Consider the following 14912-nt stretch of genomic DNA (forward strand, 5'->3'; position numbering starts at 1 on the left):
CTATTTTTGGGGAGGACAACGTGAAGCATACCGTATCGAAAGAGCAGTGGGCTGCTTATGGATTTGTATCTCCAGCGGCTATCATTTTGCTGTTGCTGGTAACTTATCCATTGATCTATGGCGCATATATCAGTTTTTTTAACACTAACCTCGTGAACAAATGGGATTTTGTCGGCATTCATCAATATATCGATATTTTCTCTAATTGGGAATTTGTCGGAAAAATCTTTTTAACACTCAAGTATACGTTTTTTACCGTTGTTGGACACTTTGTCCTCGGTATCATTCTTGCTTTGGTCTTAAATATGGACCTGCGGGGACGCACTTTTTTCAGAGCGATTCTGATTCTCCCTTGGCTTCTTCCAGAAGTCGTTGTAGGTTTGCTTTGGAAATGGCTGTTCAACCCGATGTACGGTTTGTTCAATTATATTTTGATGGATCTTCATCTCATTTCGGATCCGGTTTCTTGGCTTGGAGACACTTACTTTGCTTTTATCGCGGTTACGATTGTTTGCATCTGGAAGGGCTACCCAATGGTCAAGCTTCTGGTGCTGGCAGGTCTTCAATCCATTTCGCAGGATACCTATGAAGCGGCCAAAATCGATGGATGCAATCGAATGCAATCTTTCCGCTATGTGACTGTCCCAGGGCTAATGCCAGTGCTGTTAGTAACATTGATTCTGGATACAGTGTGGTGGTTCAAGCATTTCACGATGATATGGATTTTGACAGAAGGTGGTCCAGGAGACGCTACGAACGTAGTCAGTATCGATATCTTTAAGCAAGCGTTCCAATATTTTGATTTCGGTAAAGCAGCAGCGATGGCTGTCATCGTGTTCTTCGTATGCTTCTTGATTGGATATGTTTATAGGAGGGTGTTCAGCAGTGCCAACGAGTAGAGGGAAAAAATTGTTGTTCAACTCTTCCATGTACGTCATTTTGATCATTGCTTCACTGCTTGTTTTGATTCCTGTTTTATGGATGCTGTCTACTGCGTTAAAACCAGCACAGGAAGTTATGGTGACTCCACCTCAGTGGATTCCGGAGCATATTTCCTTCGAAGCATTCTCGAGAATCTGGAAGGATTATCCTTTCGGTACGTACTTTATGAACAGTACGTATATCGTGCTTGTATCAACCGGTGTTTCTTTAGTATTCTCCGCCTTGGCGGGATATGGGGCATCACGGTTCAACTTTCGGGGGAAAGGGTCATTTCTTACGTTTTTGCTCATTACTCAGATGTTCCCATCGATTATGTTGTTGATTCCTTTCTATAAAGTACTGCAGAAGCTAGGTTTGATTGACTCGCACTTGGGCTTAATTGTCGTGTACATTTCTTTTTCTATCCCATTTTGTACGTGGATGATGTTAGGATTTTTCCAAGGGATACCCAAAGAACTGGATGAAGCAGCGAAAATTGACGGCTGCGGCAAAATTCGTACGTTTGTGCAAATTATTTTGCCATTGTCTTTACCGGGATTGGCTGCAACGGCTATTTATTCGCTTATCGTCGGATGGAATGAGTACATGTTTGCCTTCATTCTCACGACCTCTGATAACATGAAGACTTTGCCAGTTGGAATCGGGCAGTTGAACGGATTTTATAAAATCGTCTGGAATGATCTCATGGCAGCATCGATTGTTTCCAGTTTGCCTTTGATCATTTTGTTCCTATTCTTGCAAAAGTATTTTATTAGCAGTCTGACAGCAGGAGCTGTAAAACAATAGAGATAGATATACGGATAAGGGAGAGACTTATATGATTATGATCCGCGATGTTAAAGCAATACTGACCGCTCCAGAGGGGATTAATTTGGTTGTGGTGAAAATTGAAACCTCGGAGCCCGGCTTGTATGGCCTCGGCTGCGCAACGTTCACACAGCGTTATTTGACCGTAGCTTCAGCTATAGAAGACCACTTGAAGCCGTTCTTGATTGGCAAGGATGTGCAGCGGATTGAAGATATATGGCAGACGGCCATGGTCAGCGGCTATTGGAGAAATGGACCGGAATTCAATAATGCATTGTCCGGGGTAGATATGGCCTTGTGGGATATAAAAGGGAAAATCGCAGGACTGCCGGTGTATCAACTGCTTGGCGGGAAATGCCGAGAAGGAGCTGCCATATATAAACATGCCGATGGCGGCAGCAAAGAGGAAGTAGAGACAAACGTGCGCGCCTGCTTAGAAGAAGGCTATCGTTATGTCCGCTGCCAAATGGGCTTGTACGGTGGACGTGATCACAAAATTGTGAAGCCGGATAACGCGTTGGACGGTGTTTACTATGATCCAAAGGTATATATGAGAGGCATCGTCGAGATGTTCGAACATCTGCGCAGCACAATAGGCTGGGAAGCAGAGCTGATTCATGATATTCATGAACGATTGACACCGATCGATGCGGTAGGTTTTGCCAAACAGCTTGAGAAATTCCAGTTGTTCTATCTGGAGGATGCACTGCCTCCGGAGCAAATTGAATGGTTTAAACTCATTCGCCAACACACGACAACGCCTATCGCGATGGGGGAATTGTTTAATAATCCGAACGAATGGATGCCATTGATCTCAGGACGCTTGATTGATTATATTCGTATCCATGTAAGTCAAATTGGCGGGATCACCCCAGCCAAAAAGATGATTTCACTTTGCGAGGCTTATGGCATTCGCACAGCATGGCACGGTCCTGGCGATGTTTCTCCAGTCGGGCATGCGGCTAATGTTCATTTGGATGTCAGCAGCATCAATTTCGGCATTCAGGAATGGAACGGTTTTAAAGACGAAATTTACGAGGTTTTCTCGGGTGTACCTGTTGCCACAAACGGGTATGTGTACCCGAATGAGAAACCAGGCCTAGGTATTGACATCGATGAGAAAATGGCTGCCAAGTTTCCTTGTGAGAACGTTGTTCCGGCTTGGACGCTGGCTCGTCTGCCAGATGGCACTTCCGCACGCCCTTAATCGCTACCGATTATTTATCAGAAGCAACCCATCTTAAATATAAACTGCTAGTGCCTTCTCGATGAAGCCTAGCAGTTTTTTGTTGTAAGTTCTAACTGGACTATAAGCGCGTCAGCGCTTTTTTGTATTTGCCGGGACTGCTGCCGTACATCGATTTGAAAAATCGGATGAACGGATACGTATGATCGTAGCCGATCCGATTCGCAATTTCCCCCATCGTCAGATCCGTCGTAGCCAACAAATATTGCGCCTTCTTCAATCTCTGCGCTTGGATATATTGCATCGGAGAAACTTGGAAAGCTTGTTTGAATTCTTTATGGAAATGGGAGATAGACAAGTACATCAGCTCGGCCAGCTGTGTCACCTTTATTTTCTCGGCAAGATGTTTCTCCATGTAGTCGAATACGGGCTGGAACCGTTGAAGATTCCTCATATCCTCGAAGCTGCCGATTTTGTATCGGGAAACAGAAAGAATAATTTCCAGCAGAGCGAACAGTCGCTGCTTGACTTGGGCCGCCTTGTACAAGGATGTACTGGCGTCGAGCGGATCTGTGTTCATCAAGGCGGTTATTTCAGTTTGGAGCCGACCGATGTTATTTCCAATAGCTTCGGAGGTGACATAAGGCGTTTCTATAAAGTCGAACAGTTTAAAATGGTCAAAAAGAGTGATGTCCACATTCAGCCAATGCGTGACGAATTGAGGTTCCAGCATGTTGACTTCATATTTGGTATGCGGGGGGATAATCAACCCTTGGCCAGGCTCGACCTTATAGCTCTCATTGCCAATATGAAGAAGCAGCGGGCCGTCCGTAATTTGGGAGATGAGTGTGAATGGCTGATCGAAACTATGAGATTTCTTCACGTCAAATCGCGTCGTATTGCCCTTGAAATAAGTAAAATCAAGCGAATTCAGGACTGTGAGCAAAAACGGGGAATCATTCATACTTCTTCCGCCTTCTTCGTGTAATTACACTTATTATAGTGGATCGCGCAGCTGAATCAAACGGAATGAAGCAGGCTTCGAACAAAAGGTGTATAAAATCAGACAATTTGTCATTTCAACGTTATGTCCCCCAGTGAGATAATCTTCCCGTGACAGAAATTATGAGGGAGTTGAAACAAGAATGAGCGCTAAACTGAAGATCGGCATTCTGGGCGGAGGAGGCATTTTGACTGCACATGCCCCAGGGTATACACGTCTTGCGCATCTTTGCGAAGTCGTTGTGGCCGAGACTGACGCAAGCCGCCATAGTGAGATCCGAAGACTGTTGGGCGAGGATGTTGCCATTGTAGAAGATTATACTGAAATTTTGGCTGACAAAGACGTGGATGCCGTTGATATCCTTCTTCCACATTATTTGCACGCGCCTGCGGCAATTGCGGCTGCGGAAGCAGGCAAGCACGTGCTGATCGAGAAAGTGATGGCCCGCAATGTGGAAGAGTGCGATCTAATGATCCGAGCTTGCGAGAACGCCGGCGTATCGCTTACCGTCTGCCATGACCGGCGCTATGATGCCGATTGGCAGGCGCTTAAGCAGGTGGTCGATTCCGGCGAACTGGGGGACATTTTGTTCTGGAAGTTGGAGCATAATCAGAACGTCGTTTTCCCCGAGCGAAGCTGGGTGCGATCGAAGGAAATGCTTGGTGGCGGTGCCATTATGAGCTGTCTCACCCATCAGATCGATTCGCTCAGATGGTATGAAGGCGAAGTGGATCAGGTGACTTGCATGACGAAGACGGAACCGGATCGCATGGAAGGGGAAAGCATCGGAGCTGTATTGGCCAAAATGCGATCGGGCGCACTGGCCTTGCTCTCCATCAACTGGTATACGCAATCGCATCAAGCTCCGGATGGATTATGGTACGAATTCAATCATGTCACTGGTACGAAGGGTGAAGCGTATTTTATGAGCGGCAAAGGCACATACGTCAAAATTCATGACGGATCATCCAAGCAGTTTCGGTATGACTTGAAAGGCGAAGGAAGCTTCGTCAAGGTAGACGTCAAGAAAGAATTAACGGGTCATCAGCGTTGTATCGAGCAATGGGTGAAAAGCTTAAGAGGCGAACAGGCGGAAATCTTAACCGATGGAACAGACAGCCGTCAAACGGTTGAAGTGGCGGAAGCCGCTTATCGGGCTGAGGAAACGAAGGCGGTAGTCAGCCTTCCCCTGCAACCGGCACGTTGAATGCGGCAGTCAGACGATTAAAGGAGGATTGGCTTTGAAGATAGGAATCGACAGCTTTACGCTCCGGGAATTGAACCTGGATCCTTATCAATGTCTGGACTATGCCAACAAACGAGGGTTGGAAGGCGTGCAGTTTGGCGGCATGGACGGATTGAGCAGCAAACGCGATGTGGGTGAACTATTGAACATAAAGGATTACGCCGATTCACTCGGGATGTATATCAACGTTTCCGTAGGTGTCTGCAATCCGCTTCTGCAGCAATCGGAAGACGAAGCGAGAACGGCGATGATCCTTGATATTCAAGCCTTCGCCAAAGCTGGCTGGCATGAGTTGGCGGGCATCATTAGCAAGAGTGACGAACGATACAAGCATCCCGTTCCATGGAATACGCACTTATCGAAGAGTGCCGATTTCGTGCGAAGCCTGAGACCGGTGCTGGAGGCGTGCGGCAGTCGGATCAATCTCGAGAATCACGGCGACTCCACCTTCGATATTCTACATGTCGTCGAAGCCGCCGGTTCGGATATATGCGGCGTAAACCTCGATACCGGGAATACGCTGGTGAATGCGGAAGATCCTGTATTGGCGGCCAGACGAGTCGCTCCCTATACGCACTTGACCCACATCAAGGATGGCATCGTCTTCTTCTCGGCGAACGGGGTCAGCAGGCAAGGAAAGGCGCCCGGCCAAGGGATTGTCGATCTCGCGAGCATCATTGCCATTTTGGGTGAATATAACCCGAATTTGCCTTTGTCGATCGAAGATCACAAGTGGATTTTTGAATTCCCGGTGTTCGAGCAGGAGTGGTTCACTCCAAACCAGAACTTGACGCCTTATGAATTCGGACAATTCATCAAACTTGTTAAAGCGGTAGAGCAGAAGCTAGCCTCCGGAGAGCTGCCAGCCGTCGATGCCTATGAAGCGATACCTTATTTGGCGCAAATGGAGGAAAGGATTGCAAGCGGTGCCGAGCATTTGCGGGGGATTCTGGAAAAGTTGAATTTACAAAGCGGTAAATAAAAGAGGGCCCGCATACATCAAGTATGACGGGCCTGAAGTCGCGCCTATGATCTGCTTGCTCTAATTTGCTTACAAGGAGTTATCCGAATGAAATCTACGATTGCCCTTACCCGTTCGAGCGTAGCCAAAACGGCTGCGAGACGAGGAGCGCGCTCGTCGACCGCACGAATGAATCAGCCGACTGGTTGTGGCACGCTTTGGGCGCTGTCGCGCCGCTTTTCACGGCGGAGGATGATCGGAACCGTGATCACTGCAGCGATCACCAACAACGGAGCTAGTAAACCAGCGATGGGTAACGCCGATGCGCCATTCGCTGAGAAGACGCTAAAGTCCCAGAGCCCGTGCAGGAACATGGAGGCCACGAGCGATCCGGTAGACCGTCGGGCGAGATAGAAGATCGAACCGAGGCCGAAAGCGATCATTACCTGGAACAGGGCCCCGGCCCCGATGCCCCAGAACATGTTCGGCAGGTGGAAGACTGCGAACATCGCTGATGAGAGCAGCCAGACTCCGGTTTCGCCGAATCGGCTGCGCAGAGCAACTATCAACTGACCTCGGTTGATCATCTCCTCATTGAAGCCGACCATGATACTGCCGAAGATGAGATACAGCCACATGAGGGGTGTGACACGGGTGAAATCGCCGGTCAGCATGTTCACGATCGCGATGATCATCATGATGATCGGGAGAGTCATTGTCCATCGAGAAAGACGCCGCTTTTCAACCAGGCTGGGGCGCCACCATCCGTAGATTGTGACCATTGTGATGGTCAGCACAGCACCGCCGGACAGCGGTGCTATGTACCAGATAAGAAGAGTCCGCTCACTTTCACCCACTCGCGTGTAGTCGATGCCGTTGAGGACGAAGATCGCGTAGAAGACTGCGCTGTAGAGGAAATATGTGAGAACAGCCCATCCTACGCGGGGACGAACCCGAAGAGCAGGTTCCAAAGATTTTTGCAGCCTATTGATTGACATCATAAACACTCCCACTATAAATTTGTAGCGCTTCTTCATTTACAATTATAGAAGCCCAAATTAAACAGAAGCTAAACAAATGGATGAAGACCAGCTGAATTTTTGCTGCTGCCGTTTAGGTTCTGTTTAATTGCAATCTGACTTAGTCGAACGTACAACCCCCGATATCATTTTGCATATTGACCAGTCGCATGGTCGCTGAATAAGGCAGGCTTTCAACAAAATGTGTATAAAATCAGACGATTTGTCATGGTCACTGCTGAGGAGAGCTACACGGATCAAGTGACTCCGGTCGTAAAGGCCGAAGATGAAGACGGCGATCTGATCGATATACGAGTGCTTGCCGATCATACGCCGAACGCGCAGACGGCGGTTACGACAATCGCCAACAGAACGACAGGGACGTACGAGTATCAAGGCGAATTGATCAACGATGCCGGTAAGGCGATCAACGGGAGGATCGTCGTGAAAGTGAATCCTTGAAAAGAACTTTATTGTTAAAGCCATATGAAAGTATGTGTCTTATTACCTACAACTTTCCTTTATGTCATGATATTGGCTTTGATAATTACATATATCGACAAAAAATTACTTTATTTATCTTATTATTTCAGCTATAGTTAGTGTAAATAGTAAATTTTTACAAGCATCCTTTAGAGAGATTATTTACTAGGTTACACTCTGATTCCAGATGTAAATAATAGATAAAGTAAGGGAGAGTGCATTTTTTGAAAATGTTCAAAAGTAAGAAAATGGTAGTTGGTTTAACTTCTCTAATTGTAGCGAGCTCTTTTAGTTTGGGCGCTTTTGCAGACACAGCTCTAAAGCAAATTACGGCGTACCAAAACAGCAACCTTCAAGTAAAGGTGAACGGCAAAGCAATTGATCTATCAAGTGAAGACGGGACTATGTATCCTTTGGTATATGACGGACATAGTTATGTTTCTGCAAAAGCTCTGGCAGAAGCAATGGGTGGAAAAGTTTCTTATGATGAAAGCAGCAAGACCGTAAATGTGACAACGAACGGTTACACCCAAACATCAGCCGAACCTACAAAAGATAATTCCAGCAATACGGTCCCACCAATAAAACAAGACCCGCCAACCACCTCAACAAGTAAAGGTTCTGCATCTCCAGTAAAGACTTATAACTCAGATGTGGCTGCATCTCAGATTTTCGAAGATAACAAAGCTGCTGCATCTGCTGTAATCCAAATTTATGCGAGAGCATTAAAAACAGGAGATACTTCCGAAATCAATCAATGGTTGAAAAGCAACCTCGTAGAAAGTGAATTTGGTTCAACTTCCTATGAATTAACAAGCAAATCGATTGAGAAAACTCTCAAAGCTACTAGGGCTGTTGAAGACCTTAATGTTTTGGGAGATTTAGCAAACTCCGCCATAGCTGCTGCTAAGGACCAAACGTTTAACAAAGACAGCAGATCTGAAGGTCTAACTAAGTCTAGAGAGGCAGATTATTTCGTAGACGCGGTAACTACTGGATATAAGATGAAATTTGGAGTTTACTTAATATACAGTTTGAACAACGAAACAAATAAATTTTATTTCTCTCAAGCAGTATTCTATTAAATTTTAGCTGTGGGTGCTATTATACCCACAGTTTTTTCAACACGCCAGAATTTATATGTTTTTGGGTTTGGGGTGAGCGAAGCTTAAGAAGAAACCCCAAGTATCCCTAAGCAACTATGTGCTGTCGAAACAGACAGCGAAATATATATGTTTGACCTGGTCGAAAGTGGAAGGCAGCACAAAGTAGAATAGAAGAGGGATGAGTGTGAGGGTGGAAAGTTTACGTGCCGCCTTTGAAATCGTGTTTATACCGCGTAATAAATTCAAAAAACACGATTTCAACAGCGGTTGGAACCCCACATGCATCCCTCCCCATGGACAAAAGTATGGGTTTACACGCAAAAGGACCGTCAGGATGTTTACCCTGACGGTTTTTCTTATTGTTTAGATTTAGGGAGTATAGTCAGAATCAGACTTTGGCTAACCTGCGAACATGTGTGTCAACCGTCCGTTCCTCTCCAACCAACCTTTATTTTGTTTTGCCACATTGGCGTAACATAGCGCTTGTATGATTGTTCGTAAAGCTTTATTGATGCAATGATAACAATTAATGAGTTCATGGGAGGAACGAACATTGAAAAACAAAACGATATTAGTTACCGGAGGAACAGGGTCTTGGGGAAGAGAACTCGTGAAAAGGCTATTGGAGAAAGAGCCCAAGGAAATTCGTATTTTTTCCCGAAACGAGGCCCTTCAAGTAGAAATGAAACAGGAATTTCATCATCATCCTAAATTAACATTTATCATTGGAGATATTCGCGATCAAGATGAGATTATGCAGGCTTGTCAGCATGTGGATTATATTTATCACTTAGCTGCCTTAAAGCATGTGCCAATCTGTGAAGAGCAACCGGACAGTGCGATGAAAACGAATGTAATGGGGACTCAGCATGTCATTCAAGCGGCTATTAAAAATGAGGTTGAAAAAGTGATTTATGTGTCAACGGATAAAGCCTCCCATCCATCAAGTACATATGGAATGACCAAAGCGCTCGGAGAAAAGCTGATTGTTCATGCCAATTTAAGAGACAGCAAAACTCAATTTATATGCGTGCGAAGTGGAAATGTCCTAGGGTCGGCGGGCAGTGTAGTTCCAATCTTTAAACAACGAATTGAAAAAGGAGTTGAAATTAATTTAACCGATTCGAGAATGACTCGATTTTTTATAACCTTGGAAGAAGCTATTGCACTACTATTTAAAGCGACAATAGAAAGTAGAGGAGGGGAAGTTTATGTCTTGAAAATGCCAGCTTGCAGCATTAAGGATCTTGCACAAGTATTAATTGAAGATTTATCAACGGCAGAAATCCCAATCCATGTAACAGGGGCTCGTCCTGGTGAGAGTCTGAAAGAAACGCTTATTTCTGAATTCGAAAGCAGCAATTCCATCAGCCTCGATGATCACTACTATGTGATTTTCCCCCCTTTTCATATAGAAGGATTACAAGAATCCTATGCAACGAGCATTCCCGTAGAATTTCATAGTTACCATTCTGATCATTCATTGATGAGTAAGCAAGAAATAAGAGGAATGTTGCAAAAAGGTGGTTTCTTGGCATGAAACAAACGATCGTATTCACCGGAGGCGGCTCGGCAGGCCATGTATCAGGGAATCTTGTACTCATTCCCAAGTGTGCAGAAGAGAAGTGGGACATCCATTATATAGGGTCCAAACAGGGGATTGAGAGAATGCTTGTGTCCGACTGCCAAGAAGTGAAGTACCATGCTATTTCTACAGGCAAGCTGAGACGGTATTTCTCTTGGAAAAATGGGATAGACATATTTAAAGTCATGAGAGGCATTTGTCAATCTTTCCGACTTATCAAAAAATTGAAGCCGAATGTCATTTTCTCAAAAGGCGGTTTTGTTGCTGTACCCGTTGTGCTTGGGGCGAGACTCAATAAAGTGCCTATTATTATTTATGAACCAGATCTTAATTTGGGACTTGCGAATAAAATTTCCCTGCCATTTGCCACACATATGTGTACCGCATTTCACGAAACGGCAAAGAAACCCCATTACCAGAAAGCGATTTATGTGGGACCTATCATCAAAGAAGCTTATAAATCTGGCAACACTGTACGTGGATTATCCGCCTGTGGGTTTACTTCTGAGAAGCCAGTTCTTCTTATTATGGGAGGCAGCCAGGGGGCGCATAGCCTTAACCAAATGGTGAAAAGTGTACTCTATCAACTTGTAGAGAAGTTCCAAGTTATTCATATCTGCGGGAAAGGTAAAGTAGAGGATTCCCTCTCTATTCCCGGTTATAAGTCGTATGAATTTGTCAGAAAAGAGCTGCCTGATTTATTGGCTGCCGCAGCCATCATTGTTTCCCGTGCAGGTTCCAACTCCATTATGGAGCTGCTTGCTTTACAGAAACCTATGTTGTTAATTCCACATACGAAGGGTGGAAGTCGATCAGGACAACGTGTCAATGCGCAATATTTTCAACAGGCAGGTTATGCTGATATGCTGCTTGAAGAACAAATGACAGATCAAAGCTTTATGAAGGCAATTCAGCAATTGTATGAGAATCGGTTTGCGTACATTGCCAAAATGAAAAAACATGATCATGGCGGTGGAGCCGCTGTGGTAATGGATTTGATCAGGGGAGAACGAAGCGGGTTGGGCGATTGAGTGAGGTTAGATAGGTAGGAAAAGGAGCCGGACTCTAGTAGAGGGGCCGGTTTCTTATAAGGATATGTTCCTTTTGCCTTACCCAACAAAAAAAATGCTACACAGCACGAATATACTTTATTATAATGTAACTATATGAATTAATTTTTTCTAAATAAAGTCAAAGGAGGATTTTTGAAAGCGCATTCTAACACGGGTAAATTGAACGGCGTTCAAATCCTATTTACAACATGTGAATTCGATGTTAGAATATATTACATCATTAGTGGTCTGGCTTCTGGCGGTCGTAGGGAGACCGAAACTCTTCCCACATCCCGCTCAGAAATCGAACAGAGGACTAATAGGAGAGTGGCCGTTTGTTATACGACAAAGACACGATTTATATTATCGGCGATGCGCAAGCTTCCGTGAACAATCCTATTACCCAGCAGTACAACGCATTTTTCATTGGTCTTGTTGTAGATACGACAAGCCATAAAATTGTTGATGCAGGATGTTCATCCACCATTCCGCTCACATCGGATTTTGTCCGTTCCATCTTCATCGGGCATAATATGCTTCTCCTTGATGTGGTGTCGGAGGAAATTCGCCGAAGATACCATGGATCATCCCAGAAGGCTCTGGTCGTAGCCTATAAAGACGCACAAAAAAAATACAAATTAGCACTTAACGGCCGGGAAGAGCTGGGCTTCCAATCTTCCGGTACAGTGTAAGCTGCTTTATTTATCCGTATGGCAACATACCCGTAAATAAAACCCAGCAAATGGTTTCTTGGGATGAATGCTCCCGAGGCTGTTTGCTGGGTTTTTGCTACCTTACAAGATTGAAGGAGGACAACCCATGAAACTTTATATTTCCATTGATATGGAAGGGATAACCGGACTTGTTGATAACACGTTCATCGATTCTAGACAATACAACTACACACGCGGGCAGCATATCATGACGGATGAAGCCAATCATGTCATAGGAACTGCTTTTGAAGAAGGCTGTAAGGAAGTTATCGTGAATGATAGTCACTCCAAAATGAACAATCTGCTAATCGAGAAACTGCATCCCGAAACCCAGCTGATCTCAGGTGACGTGAAGCCTTTTTCGATGGTACAGGGACTGGACAGCTCCTTCGCAGGAGCGGCTTTTCTAGGCTACCATACTAGAGCAGCCACCAAAGGTGTACTTAGCCATACGATGATTTTTGGCGTTCGTAATATGTACATAAATGACAGAGTTATTGGCGAGCTTGGTTTTAATGCTTATGTTGCCGGCCATTATGGCGTTCCTGTGCTATTAGTGGCAGGGGACGATGAAACCGCGATTGAAGCGGAAGAGCTTATTCCGGGTATTACGACAGCGGTTGTGAAAAAGCGGATATCGCGAACATCGGCTGTGTGCTTAACCCCCGAAAAAAGCGGGCAGCTGCTCCGCGCAAAAACGAAGGAGGCGCTGGCTAACCGCAGCCGAGTAAAGCCGCTCGTACCGCCGGATCATCCGGTGTTGAAGATTGAATTTGCCAACTATGGCCAAGCGGAGTGGGCCCACCTGATGCCGGGTACGTCTATAGACGATAACAGTCCTACGGTTACTTTTCAGGCTAAAAATATGTTGGAAGCCTACCAAGCTATGTTGGTTATGACGGAATTGGCGATGAGAACGGCATTTTGTTAAAAAGCGGGAGCGGGTGATAGCGTGACACAATATATTGTTCGCAGGTTTATCTCCATGATTGTCACACTGTGGCTAATTATTACGGTTACTTTTGCATTGATGCATACGGTTCCGGGGTCGCCTTTTGAGAAAGAGGGCAAGAATTCGAATCCGACGGCGGTTCAGAACATGATGGAATTTTACCATTTGGACCAACCCGTTACGACGCAGTACCTGCTTTATTTGAAATCACTGCTTTCCTTGGACCTTGGACCTTCCATCGGCCACTTTCCCGATACCGTGAATGCCATGATCAGCCGTGGATTTCCAGTTTCGTTGAAGCTCGGTGCTGTGTCCATCCTTATTTCTATCTTTACCGGTATCGCGCTCGGAACAGTCGCCGCACTCCGGCAGAATCGCATGATCGATTACCTCGCCATGATTTTTGCGGTTATCGGCATTGCGGTACCTAACTTCATAGTAGCTACCTTGCTGATCAAATATGTCGCTGTCGAATGGAAGCTCCTTCCTGTAGCTACTTGGGGAACCTGGAAGCATGTCATCCTTCCTGCACTTGCCTTGTCAACAGGTCCCCTTGCGATTATTGCCAGATTGACAAGAGCGAGCATGCTGGAGGTGTTGACCGCCGATTACATTGAAACGGCAAGGGCCAAAGGGCTGTCGCCTGCTACGATCGTCATCAAGCATGCGCTTCGCAATGCGGTGCTTCCGGTCGTTACCTTGCTCGGCGCGTTGGTAGCCAACGTTCTAACGGGGAGTTTTGTGATTGAAAAGATTTTCGCCATCCCGGGAATGGGGAAATATTTCGTCGATGGCATTAATAATCGCGATTACTCGCTCATTATGGGCACGACCGTATTCTATAGCGCGCTATTAGTCATGATGATGTTCCTGGTAGATATCGCCTATGGACTCATTGACCCCCGCATCAAGCTGCACAGGAAGGAGGGGTAAACGATGAACGTTCCGGATTCTTTATTCGTCCCTATGTCCAAGAGCGCAGGGACAGCGGAAGCCATTGTTCGCGTGAGGCTGTCATTCTGGCAGGAAGCATGGATCAGACTGCGTGCAAACAAACTGGCTATGGCAGGGCTGGTCATTGTGCTCGCGATGTCGCTGCTCGCCATAGTTGGGCCATTCCTTACGGACCAAAGCTATTCGAAGCAGGTGCTGCTGGATGCCAATCAGAACCCTTCGGCAGCCCACTGGTTCGGCACGGACGAACTTGGGCGAGACGTATATGCGCGTATCCTCTACGGAGCACGCATCTCACTATTTATCGGCCTCATGGCAGCTTTGATCGATCTGGTCATCGGTATTATTTATGGCGGCATCGCCGGTTACTTCGGAGGACGAATCGATAATATCATGATGAGGTTCGTTGATCTGCTGTATGGGATTCCGTATCTGCTTGTCGTCATCCTGTTGATGGTTGTGATGGGCCCAGGCTTGTTAACGATCATCGTGGCCTTAAGCGCTACAGGCTGGATCGGGATGGCGCGGATTGTACGCGGACAAGTGCTCAGTTTGAAATCGTCGGAGTACGTGCTCGCGGCAAGAACGTTAGGCGGAGGCGCGGGTTACATTATCCGCAAACATTTGCTGCCTAATGCGATAGGCGTCATTATCGTGCAAGTGACGTTCTCAGTACCTTCGGCTATTTTCGCAGAAGCGTTCTTAAGTTTTCTTGGCTTAGGCATCCAGCCTCCTTTGGCAAGCTGGGGCGTTATGGCCAACGACGGGCTGTCGACCATATTGTCAGGTCAGTGGTGGCGGTTATTTTATCCGGCATTTTTCATATCGATCACGATGCTTGCCTTTAACCTGGTTGGGGATGGCTTGCAGGACGCTTTTAATCCGAAAAGGAGGAGGTAGCCG

Annotated in this window: 15 protein-coding genes; 13 read left to right on the plus strand and 2 right to left on the minus strand. The window is 46.0% G+C overall.

Annotated features, from left to right (window positions below):
- Nucleotides 1-20: 20 nt before the first annotated feature.
- The 3 genes from BC351_RS12915 to BC351_RS12925 are packed head-to-tail and all read left to right on the plus strand — an operon-like array spanning nucleotide 21 to nucleotide 2956.
- On the plus strand, nucleotides 21-899 hold the full coding sequence (locus BC351_RS12915; protein WP_079412571.1) for a carbohydrate ABC transporter permease: 879 nt from the start codon (nucleotides 21-23) through the stop codon (nucleotides 897-899).
- Nucleotides 886-1728: a carbohydrate ABC transporter permease gene (locus tag BC351_RS12920; RefSeq protein ID WP_208629712.1), complete on the plus strand. Its 843-nt coding sequence runs from the start codon at nucleotides 886-888 to the stop codon at nucleotides 1726-1728. Before BC351_RS12915 ends, BC351_RS12920 begins: the two co-directional genes overlap by 14 nt.
- Before the next feature lie 31 nt (nucleotides 1729-1759).
- On the plus strand, nucleotides 1760-2956 hold the full coding sequence (locus BC351_RS12925; protein ID WP_079412575.1) for an enolase C-terminal domain-like protein: 1197 nt from the start codon (nucleotides 1760-1762) through the stop codon (nucleotides 2954-2956).
- Nucleotides 2957-3056: 100 nt separating this feature from the next.
- Here BC351_RS12925 and BC351_RS12930 read toward each other — a convergent pair whose 3' ends face one another.
- The gene (locus BC351_RS12930) at nucleotides 3057-3899 is read right to left on the minus strand and encodes an AraC family transcriptional regulator (protein WP_079412576.1); all 843 of its coding nucleotides are present in this window, start codon (nucleotides 3897-3899) and stop codon (nucleotides 3057-3059) included.
- A 181-nt stretch (nucleotides 3900-4080) separates the two neighbouring features.
- Here BC351_RS12930 and BC351_RS12935 point away from each other — a divergent pair, with 181 nt between their 5' ends.
- The gene (locus BC351_RS12935) at nucleotides 4081-5145 is read left to right on the plus strand and encodes a Gfo/Idh/MocA family protein (protein ID WP_079412577.1); all 1065 of its coding nucleotides are present in this window, start codon (nucleotides 4081-4083) and stop codon (nucleotides 5143-5145) included.
- Nucleotides 5146-5179: 34 nt separating this feature from the next.
- Nucleotides 5180-6166: a sugar phosphate isomerase/epimerase family protein gene (locus BC351_RS12940; protein ID WP_079412578.1), complete on the plus strand. Its 987-nt coding sequence runs from the start codon at nucleotides 5180-5182 to the stop codon at nucleotides 6164-6166.
- A 173-nt stretch (nucleotides 6167-6339) separates the two neighbouring features.
- Here the strand turns inward: BC351_RS12940 and BC351_RS12945 are convergent, their stop codons facing one another.
- Nucleotides 6340-7146 carry a CPBP family intramembrane glutamic endopeptidase gene (locus BC351_RS12945; RefSeq protein ID WP_158082070.1) on the minus strand — a complete coding sequence of 269 codons (807 nt, stop codon included), beginning with the start codon at nucleotides 7144-7146 and terminating at the stop codon, nucleotides 6340-6342.
- 222 nt (nucleotides 7147-7368) lie between these two features.
- Here BC351_RS12945 and BC351_RS12950 point away from each other — a divergent pair, with 222 nt between their 5' ends.
- The 8 genes from BC351_RS12950 (at nucleotide 7369) to BC351_RS12990 (ending at nucleotide 14909) form a co-directional block, all read left to right on the plus strand.
- A complete protein-coding gene (locus BC351_RS12950; protein ID WP_144028372.1) occupies nucleotides 7369-7626 on the plus strand; it encodes a hypothetical protein in 258 nt (85 codons plus the stop codon).
- A 251-nt stretch (nucleotides 7627-7877) separates the two neighbouring features.
- Nucleotides 7878-8732: a stalk domain-containing protein gene (locus tag BC351_RS12955; RefSeq protein ID WP_244208985.1), complete on the plus strand. Its 855-nt coding sequence runs from the start codon at nucleotides 7878-7880 to the stop codon at nucleotides 8730-8732.
- A gap of 574 nt (nucleotides 8733-9306) precedes the next feature.
- Entirely contained in the window at nucleotides 9307-10293 is a 987-nt protein-coding gene (locus BC351_RS12965; protein ID WP_079412583.1) for an SDR family NAD(P)-dependent oxidoreductase, read from the plus strand.
- Entirely contained in the window at nucleotides 10290-11369 is a 1080-nt protein-coding gene (locus BC351_RS12970) for an undecaprenyldiphospho-muramoylpentapeptide beta-N-acetylglucosaminyltransferase (RefSeq protein ID WP_079412584.1), read from the plus strand. Before BC351_RS12965 ends, BC351_RS12970 begins: the two co-directional genes overlap by 4 nt.
- Before the next feature lie 356 nt (nucleotides 11370-11725).
- Complete coding sequence (locus tag BC351_RS12975) at nucleotides 11726-12082, plus strand: DUF3870 domain-containing protein (protein ID WP_079412585.1); 357 nt, start codon at nucleotides 11726-11728, stop codon at nucleotides 12080-12082.
- A 127-nt stretch (nucleotides 12083-12209) separates the two neighbouring features.
- On the plus strand, nucleotides 12210-13034 hold the full coding sequence (locus BC351_RS12980) for a M55 family metallopeptidase (protein WP_079412586.1): 825 nt from the start codon (nucleotides 12210-12212) through the stop codon (nucleotides 13032-13034).
- A 21-nt stretch (nucleotides 13035-13055) separates the two neighbouring features.
- Nucleotides 13056-13988, plus strand: coding sequence for an ABC transporter permease (locus tag BC351_RS12985; protein WP_144028373.1), 933 nt, complete (start codon nucleotides 13056-13058; stop codon nucleotides 13986-13988).
- 3 nt (nucleotides 13989-13991) lie between these two features.
- On the plus strand, nucleotides 13992-14909 hold the full coding sequence (locus BC351_RS12990) for an ABC transporter permease (RefSeq protein WP_079412588.1): 918 nt from the start codon (nucleotides 13992-13994) through the stop codon (nucleotides 14907-14909).
- Nucleotides 14910-14912 lie beyond the last annotated feature (3 nt).

Origin of the sequence: Paenibacillus ferrarius (genome assembly GCF_002027705.1) — a bacterium.
GTDB classification, from domain to species: Bacteria; Bacillota; Bacilli; order Paenibacillales; family NBRC-103111; genus Paenibacillus_E; species Paenibacillus_E ferrarius.

What these genes read in the sequence shown, in the direction of transcription:
- BC351_RS12990 (WP_079412588.1), top strand. Translation starts at nt 13,992, where the DNA reads ATGAACGTTCCGGATTCTTTATTCGTCCCTATGTCCAAGAGCGCAGGG.
- BC351_RS12945 (WP_158082070.1), bottom strand. Translation starts at nt 7,146, where the DNA reads ATGATGTCAATCAATAGGCTGCAAAAATCTTTGGAACCTGCTCTTCGG.
- BC351_RS12970 (WP_079412584.1), top strand. Translation starts at nt 10,290, where the DNA reads ATGAAACAAACGATCGTATTCACCGGAGGCGGCTCGGCAGGCCATGTA.
- BC351_RS12930 (WP_079412576.1), bottom strand. Translation starts at nt 3,899, where the DNA reads ATGAATGATTCCCCGTTTTTGCTCACAGTCCTGAATTCGCTTGATTTT.
- BC351_RS12925 (WP_079412575.1), top strand. Translation starts at nt 1,760, where the DNA reads ATGATTATGATCCGCGATGTTAAAGCAATACTGACCGCTCCAGAGGGG.
- BC351_RS12980 (WP_079412586.1), top strand. Translation starts at nt 12,210, where the DNA reads ATGAAACTTTATATTTCCATTGATATGGAAGGGATAACCGGACTTGTT.
- BC351_RS12935 (WP_079412577.1), top strand. Translation starts at nt 4,081, where the DNA reads ATGAGCGCTAAACTGAAGATCGGCATTCTGGGCGGAGGAGGCATTTTG.
- BC351_RS12955 (WP_244208985.1), top strand. Translation starts at nt 7,878, where the DNA reads ATGTTCAAAAGTAAGAAAATGGTAGTTGGTTTAACTTCTCTAATTGTA.